The sequence below is a fragment of the Pseudomonas synxantha genome (assembly GCF_900105675.1).
Lineage (GTDB): Bacteria > Pseudomonadota > Gammaproteobacteria > Pseudomonadales > Pseudomonadaceae > Aquipseudomonas > Aquipseudomonas synxantha.
In genome coordinates, this window is sequence record NZ_LT629786.1 from 6,835,043 (window position 1) to 6,841,916 (window position 6,874).

At 62.4% G+C, this 6,874-nt stretch carries 9 protein-coding genes; all 9 read right to left on the minus strand.

The features are described from left to right. Positions 1 to 19 precede the first annotated feature (19 nt). Positions 20 to 1,720: an urease subunit alpha gene (gene ureC, locus BLU48_RS31525; RefSeq protein ID WP_057023395.1), complete on the minus strand. Its 1,701-nt coding sequence runs from the start codon at positions 1,718 to 1,720 to the stop codon at positions 20 to 22. Between the two features lie 119 nt (positions 1,721 to 1,839). After that, a complete protein-coding gene (locus BLU48_RS31530; protein ID WP_057023394.1) occupies positions 1,840 to 2,145 on the minus strand; it encodes an urease subunit beta in 306 nt (101 codons plus the stop codon). Further along, complete coding sequence (locus BLU48_RS31535) at positions 2,142 to 2,675, minus strand: GNAT family N-acetyltransferase (protein ID WP_057023393.1); 534 nt, start codon at positions 2,673 to 2,675, stop codon at positions 2,142 to 2,144. Before BLU48_RS31535 ends, BLU48_RS31530 begins: the two co-directional genes overlap by 4 nt. A 5-nt stretch (positions 2,676 to 2,680) precedes the next feature. Further along, positions 2,681 to 3,193 (minus strand): GNAT family N-acetyltransferase, encoded by a 513-nt coding sequence (locus BLU48_RS31540; protein ID WP_057023392.1) that lies wholly within the window; start codon positions 3,191 to 3,193, stop codon positions 2,681 to 2,683. A gap of 9 nt (positions 3,194 to 3,202) precedes the next feature. Next, positions 3,203 to 3,505: an urease subunit gamma gene (gene ureA, locus BLU48_RS31545; protein WP_057023391.1), complete on the minus strand. Its 303-nt coding sequence runs from the start codon at positions 3,503 to 3,505 to the stop codon at positions 3,203 to 3,205. A 146-nt stretch (positions 3,506 to 3,651) separates the two neighbouring features. Then, on the minus strand, positions 3,652 to 4,491 hold the full coding sequence (locus tag BLU48_RS31550; protein ID WP_057023390.1) for an urease accessory protein UreD: 840 nt from the start codon (positions 4,489 to 4,491) through the stop codon (positions 3,652 to 3,654). Between the two features lie 31 nt (positions 4,492 to 4,522). Continuing rightward, entirely contained in the window at positions 4,523 to 5,221 is a 699-nt protein-coding gene (gene urtE, locus BLU48_RS31555; protein ID WP_057023389.1) for an urea ABC transporter ATP-binding subunit UrtE, read from the minus strand. A gap of 12 nt (positions 5,222 to 5,233) precedes the next feature. Then, on the minus strand, positions 5,234 to 6,067 hold the full coding sequence (gene urtD / locus BLU48_RS31560) for an urea ABC transporter ATP-binding protein UrtD (protein ID WP_164484811.1): 834 nt from the start codon (positions 6,065 to 6,067) through the stop codon (positions 5,234 to 5,236). Further along, the coding region (gene urtC, locus BLU48_RS31565; RefSeq protein ID WP_083348211.1) for an urea ABC transporter permease subunit UrtC at positions 6,064 to 6,874 on the minus strand (811 nt) is incomplete at its 5' end. The genes urtD and urtC, both read right to left, overlap by 4 nt.

Consider the following 6,874-nt stretch of genomic DNA (forward strand, 5'->3'; position numbering starts at 1 on the left):
CCGCGCCCGAAGGGGCGGTTCAGAACAGGAAGTAACGTTGGGCCATCGGCAATACATCCGCCGGCTCGCACCACAGCAACTGGCCGTCGGCCTTGACCTGGTAGGTCTGTGGGTCAACCTCGATCTCGGGCAGGTAGTCGTTGTGGATCAAGTCGGTTTTCTGCACACCGCGACAGCCCTTGACCACCGCAATCTGCTTCTTCAAGCCCAGGGCCTCGGGCAAGCCGGCCTCCTGGGCGGCCTGGCTGATAAAGGTCAGGCTGGTGGCGTGCAATGCGCTGCCGAAGCTGGCGAACATCGGGCGGTAATGCACCGGCTGCGGCGTGGGGATCGAGGCGTTGGCGTCGCCCATGAGGCTTGAGGCAATCGCGCCGCCCTTGAGGATCAACGTCGGCTTGATACCAAAGAACGCCGGACGCCACAGTACCAGGTCGGCCCACTTGCCCACTTCGATGGAACCGACGATATGGCTGATGCCGTGGGTGATTGCCGGGTTGATGGTGTACTTGGCGATGTAGCGCTTGGCGCGGAAATTGTCGTTGCCGGGGCCATCGCCGGGCAGGGCGCCGCGCTGTTTTTTCATCTTGTCGGCGGTCTGCCAGGTGCGCGTGATCACTTCACCGACGCGGCCCATGGCCTGGCTGTCGGAGCTGATCATCGAGAACGCGCCGAGGTCGTGCAGGATGTCTTCGGCGGCGATGGTCTCGCGGCGGATGCGGCTTTCGGCGAAGGCCACGTCTTCGGCAATGCTCGGGTCCAGATGATGGCAGACCATCAGCATGTCCAGGTGTTCATCGATGGTGTTACGCGTGAAGGGCCGCGTCGGGTTGGTAGAACTGGGCAGCACGTTCGGGTAACCGCAAGCCTTGATGATGTCCGGCGCGTGACCGCCACCGGCGCCTTCGGTGTGGTAGGTGTGGATGGTGCGGCCCTTGAGGGCGGCGAGAGTGGTCTCGACAAAACCGGATTCGTTGAGGGTGTCGCTGTGGATCGCCACCTGCACATCGTATTGGTCGGCCACGCTCAGGCAGTTATCAATGCTTGCCGGAGTCGTGCCCCAGTCTTCATGCAGCTTCAAACCAATGGCGCCGGCCTTGACCTGCTCAATCAGCGGCTCGGGCAGACTGGCGTTGCCCTTGCCGGTGAAACCAATGTTCATCGGGAACGAATCGCTGGCCTGCAGCATGCGCGCCAGGTGCCATGGGCCGGAGGTGCAGGTGGTGGCATTGGTGCCGGTGGCCGGCCCGGTGCCGCCGCCGATCATGGTGGTGACGCCGCTGGTCAACGCTTCTTCGATCTGCTGCGGGCAAATGAAATGCACGTGGGAGTCGATGCCGCCGGCAGTGAGGATCATGCCTTCGCCGGCAATCACCTCGGTGCTGGCGCCGATGGCCATGGACACGCCGGGCTGGATATCGGGATTACCGGCCTTGCCGATCGCGTGGATGCGGCCGTTCTTGAGGCCAACGTCAGCCTTGACGATGCCCCAGTGGTCGATGATCAGCGCGTTGGTGATCAGGGTGTCCACTACCTCATGGGCGAGCAACTGGCTCTGGCCCTGGCCATCGCGGATCACCTTGCCGCCGCCGAATTTGACTTCTTCGCCGTAGACGGTGAAGTCCTGTTCCACCTCGATGAACAGGTCGGTGTCGGCCAGGCGGACCTTGTCACCGACGGTGGGGCCGTACATATCGGCGTAGGCTTGGCGGCTGATTTTCATGTGTGCTTGCCCTGATAAAGATGTGTTGAATGTGCGATCGCTATCGGGGGCAAGCCCCCTCCCACATTTGAAAGTATTCACAAATCAAAGGTGGGAGGGGGCTTGCCCCCGATGAGGCCCTAAAGGTCACCCATGACCCGCCCTGCAAACCCAAATACCCGCCGCCCCCCGCTCAAATCCACCAACTCTACCTCCCGCCGTTGCCCCGGCTCAAACCGCACTGCCGTGCCCGCCGGAATATTCAGGCGCATGCCACGGCTTGCCGCACGATCAAATTCCAGGGCGTCATTGGTCTCGAAAAAATGGTAGTGCGAACCCACCTGGATGGGCCGGTCACCGCTGTTGGCCACGTCGAGGGTGAGGGTGCGGCGGTCGACATTCAGTTCGATGTCGCCAGGCTGGATCTGATATTCGCCAGGAATCATGCAGGTTGCCCCAGGGTCTTGAAGTAGATGGCGGTCGGGCTGTAGCGCCCGTCCGGGCTTTGGCAGTAGTCGGGCAGCTCACCGACCTTGGTATAACGCAGCGACTGGTAGAACGCTTCGGCAGCGGAGCCGGCCTCGGTGTCCAGGTACAGCAGACCGCGCTTGTGCTGGCGTGCGGCGAGCTCCAGGGTGGTCATCAATTGCTGGCCCAGGCCGTGGCGGCGGGCGCTGCTGTGCACCAGCAGCTTTTGCACTTCGGCGCGGTTGAGGCCGTTGGCTTTCTGGCACAGCGCCAGTTGCACGCTGGCGATCACCTGCTCGTCACGCACCACCACCCACAGCAGCAGGCCGGCGTCTTCGATGCTGGCTTGTACGCCGCTCAAATAGGCGCGAGCCTGGGCTTCGTCGAAGTCGTCCATGAAACCCACCGAAGCGCCATGCTGCACTGCGTCCAGCAACAGCTCGATCAAACCCAGGCGGTAATGGGCGAAGCTTTCAGCATTGACTCGACGCAATTGTGCAGCGTTCATCGATCTCACTCCTTGGGCGGTTCGGCGCCCGGGTTCAAGGTCAGTTGCATAAAGGTCAGGTCCAGCCAGCGGCCGAACTTGATGCCCACTTGCGGCATATGCCCGGTGGTGATGAAGCCCAGGCGCTCATGCAGGTGGATGGACGCCTGGTTGCCGCTTTCGATGGCTGCGACCATTACGTGCTTGCCGCCGCTGCGCGCACGCTCGACCAGCGCTTGCATCAGGCGTGGGCCAAGGCCCTTGCCACGTTGATCGTTGCGCACGTACACCGAGTGTTCGACGCTGTAGCGAAAGCCTTCGAAAGGCCGCCAGTCGCCGAATGAGGCGTAGCCGATGACTTCATCGTGTTCCACCGCCACCAGGATCGGATACTGCTGGGCCTGGCGCGCACTGAACCAGGCTTGGCGATTGGCCAAGTCCACCGGTTGCTCGTTCCAGATCGCCGTGGTGTTGAGCACCGCGTCGTTGTAGATAGCGCAGATCGCCGGCAGGTCGTGTTCGGTTGCATCACGAATCATCGCAGTGCCTCACGCAATGGGTTGGTGGACGGTGACCAGCTTGGTGCCGTCGGGAAAGGTGGCCTCCACCTGGATATCCGGAATCATCTCCGGGATGCCTTCCATCACCTGTTCGCGGCTGAGCAGCGTAGTGCCGTAGTGCATCAGGTCGGCCACAGTGCGGCCATCGCGGGCGCCCTCCATCAGGGCGGCGCAGATGTAGGCGATGGTTTCCGGGTAGTTGAGCTTCACCCCGCGTGCCAGGCGGCGCTCGGCGACGAGGCCTGCGGTGAAGATCAGCAGTTTGTCTTTTTCCCGTGGGGTCAGGTCCATGGTTCAAGGTCCTTCAAAGAATGCATTCTTGAATTTGACAGAGATCAAGTGTGGGAGGGGGCTTGCTCCCGATGGCGGGGTGTCAGGCATACATCTGTGACTGGCCCACCGCCATCGGGAGCAAGCCCCCTCCCACATTTTGATCTTCATGTGCTCCAGATTCTTGGTGATATTGCTTCTCTGCCGAGTATGGCCGGGCGCAGCAATCGCCATAGATCTATCAACCATCCTCGCGCCAGCAGTGCTTCACTGGCCAGGCAGCGGGCGACCAGCAAGCCCGGCAATTGGGTCAAATCGCCGCGCACTGCGTGGGGCAGCGAGCGGCAACGCTCAAGCAATTGAGGCTCAACCTCACCCGTCACCAGCAACGTGGCAAACACCGGCTGCCCATCCAGCCCGATGGGCGAATCCAGCAGCCCATCGGCGCCTACGATGCGCTGGCGCTCATACCAGAGCAACTGCCCGTCGCGGCGGATATCCAGGTGTGATTGAAAGTGGCCGAGGTCGAACCGTTCGCCGCTGGCCGGGCGCCCCAGGGCGACCACATCCCAATAGAACAACCGCGCATCGCCCAAGAGCTCGATGCGCGTAGTGAGTTCGGCCTGGGCGGCGCTGAACACGATGGTTTCCTGGGGCAGCCATTCCAGCGTCGCGCCGGCCTCGACGGTCAACTCGACTTGCTGAAACGCCGGGCCGCTGGCGCGGTACCACTTGGCGGCGCCGGGGCTGGTCAGTTGCGCCCAGGCCCCAGTGCCGACATGGGCGCTGATGTCCAGGCGATCACCGCCGGCAATTCCGCCGGGCGGGTGCACGATGATGTGCTGGCACACCCCGGGGCCTTCGGCGTACAGGTGCTTTTGCACCCGCAGCGGGCCAAGGTGGCGGCGCAATACCGGGCGCGTGGTGTCGCCGAAACGTGCATAGCCGAGTTCCAGCTCGGCGTGCCAGCTGGGGGTGAACAGGGCAGGGGATATGGGCAGGTTCATGGCCGGTTGCTTATCGTCAGGAGGCTACAGATTAGATGGTTACCAGCCCACGCACACCTTCGCTTTCCATATTTTCACCGCGGCCTTGCTGCACGATTTCACCCCGGGACATCACCAAGTACTGGTCCGCCAGCTCGGCGGCGAAGTCGTAGAACTGCTCCACCAGCAGGATCGCCATATCGCCGCGTTCCGCGAGCTTCTTGATCACCGCGCCGATTTCCTTGATCACCGACGGTTGGATGCCTTCGGTGGGCTCATCGAGGATCAGCAGGCGCGGGCGGCTGGCCAGTGCGCGACCAATCGCCAATTGCTGTTGCTGGCCGCCGGACAGATCGCCGCCACGGCGATGCTTCATTTGCAGCAACACCGGGAACAGCTCGTAGATGAAAGCGGGCACTGCCTTGGCTTCGGCGCCGGGGAAGCGCGACAGGCCCATCAGCAGGTTCTCTTCCACCGTCAGCCGGGCAAAAATCTCCCGTCCCTGGGGCACATAAGCGATGCCAGCATGCACACGCTGGTGAGGCTTGAAGCCGGTGATGGCCTTGCCTTCCCAATTCACCGCGCCTTCCTTGGCCGGCAGCAAGCCCATCAGGCACTTGAGCAGGGTGGTCTTGCCCACGCCGTTACGCCCGAGCAGGCAGGTGACTTCGCCGATCTTCACGTCGAAGGACAGCCCGCGCAGGATGTGGCTACCGCCGTAGTACTGGTGCAGCTTGTCGACTTGCAGCATGTTCTGTTCTCCTTAGCGACCGAGGTAGACCTCGATCACCCGCTCATTTTCCTGTACCTGTTCCAGCGACCCTTCGGCCAGCACGCTGCCCTGGTGCAACACGGTGACGTGGTCGGCAATCGAGCCGACAAAACCCATGTCATGCTCCACCACCATCAGCGAATGCTTGCCCGCCAGGCGCTTGAACAACTCGGCGGTGAACTCGGTTTCGGCGTCGGTCATGCCCGCCACCGGTTCGTCCAGCAGCAACAGTTGTGGGTCTTGCATCAGCAGCATGCCGATTTCCAGGAACTGCTTCTGGCCGTGGGACAGCAAGCCGGCGGGCCGCTGCACCGAGGTGGTGAGGCGGATGGTCTCGAGTACCTCGTCGATACGGTCCTTCTGCTCGCCGCTCAGGCGTGCGCGCAGGCTGGCCCAGACCGACTTGTCGGCCTTCTGCGCCAGCTCGAGGTTTTCGAACACGCTGAGGGCTTCGAACACCGTGGGTTTCTGGAACTTGCGGCCGATACCGGCCTGGGCGATCTGCACTTCGCTCATGCTGGTCAGGTCCAGGGTTTCGCCGAACCAGGCCTTGCCGTGGCTGGGCCGGGTCTTGCCAGTGATCACGTCCATCAGCGTGGTCTTGCCCGCGCCGTTGGGGCCGATGATGCAGCGCAATTCACCGACGCCGATGTAGAGATTCAGGTCATTGAGGGCCTTGAAACCGTCGAAGCTGACGCTGATATCTTCCAGGGTCAGGATGGTGCCATGGCGGGTGTTGAGTCCCTTGCCTGCTGCCTGGCCGATACCGATCGCATCGCGGCCGCTGCCCGCATCGAAAATAGGTTCAAGCATGACGTTCCTCATTTCTTCAGCAGGCCAATAACGCCCTTGGGCAGGTACAGGGTGACGATGATGAACAGCGCGCCGAGGAAGAACAGCCAGTACTCCGGGAAGGCCACGGTAAACCAGCTCTTCATGCCATTGACCACGCCGGCGCCGAGCAATGGCCCGATCAGTGTTCCGCGCCCGCCCAGGGCCACCCACACGGCGGCTTCGATGGAATTGGTCGGCGACATTTCGCTGGGGTTGATGATGCCCACCTGCGGCACATACAGCGCCCCGGCAAGCCCGCACAGCACCGCACTCAATACCCATACGAACAGCTTGAAGCCACGAGGGTCGTAACCACAGAACATCAGGCGGTTCTCGGCATCGCGCAAGGCGGTCAGCACCCGGCCGAACTTGCTTTGCGCCAGGCGCCAGCCGATGTACAGGCTCGCCACCAGCAACAGCACTGTCGCCAAGAACAACACCGCCCGCGTAGCTGGTTCGGTGATGCCAAACCCGAGGATGCTGCGGAAATTGGTAAAGCCGTTATTGCCGCCAAACCCGGTCTCGTTGCGAAAGAACAACAGCATCCCGGCAAAGGTCAGGGCCTGGGTCATGATCGAGAAATACACGCCCTTGATCCGCGAGCGGAAGGCGAAGAAACCGAACACCAGTGCCAACAGTCCAGGCGCCAGGATCACCAGGCACAAAGCCCAGAGGAAGTGGTCGGTGCCGGCCCAGTACCAAGGCAACTCGGTCCAGGACAAAAAGGTCATGAACGCCGGCAACCCATCACCGGAGGCCTGGCGCATCAGGTACATGCCCATGGCATAGCCACCCAGG

Coding starts and splice junctions, on each gene's coding strand:
- ureA (WP_057023391.1), bottom strand. CDS start 3,505: ATGGACCTGACCCCACGGGAAAAAGACAAACTGCTGATCTTCACCGCA.
- BLU48_RS31550 (WP_057023390.1), bottom strand. CDS start 4,491: ATGAACCTGCCCATATCCCCTGCCCTGTTCACCCCCAGCTGGCACGCC.
- ureC (WP_057023395.1), bottom strand. CDS start 1,720: ATGAAAATCAGCCGCCAAGCCTACGCCGATATGTACGGCCCCACCGTC.
- BLU48_RS31540 (WP_057023392.1), bottom strand. CDS start 3,193: ATGATTCGTGATGCAACCGAACACGACCTGCCGGCGATCTGCGCTATC.
- BLU48_RS31535 (WP_057023393.1), bottom strand. CDS start 2,675: ATGAACGCTGCACAATTGCGTCGAGTCAATGCTGAAAGCTTCGCCCAT.
- BLU48_RS31530 (WP_057023394.1), bottom strand. CDS start 2,145: ATGATTCCTGGCGAATATCAGATCCAGCCTGGCGACATCGAACTGAAT.
- urtD (WP_164484811.1), bottom strand. CDS start 6,067: ATGAGGAACGTCATGCTTGAACCTATTTTCGATGCGGGCAGCGGCCGC.
- urtE (WP_057023389.1), bottom strand. CDS start 5,221: ATGCTGCAAGTCGACAAGCTGCACCAGTACTACGGCGGTAGCCACATC.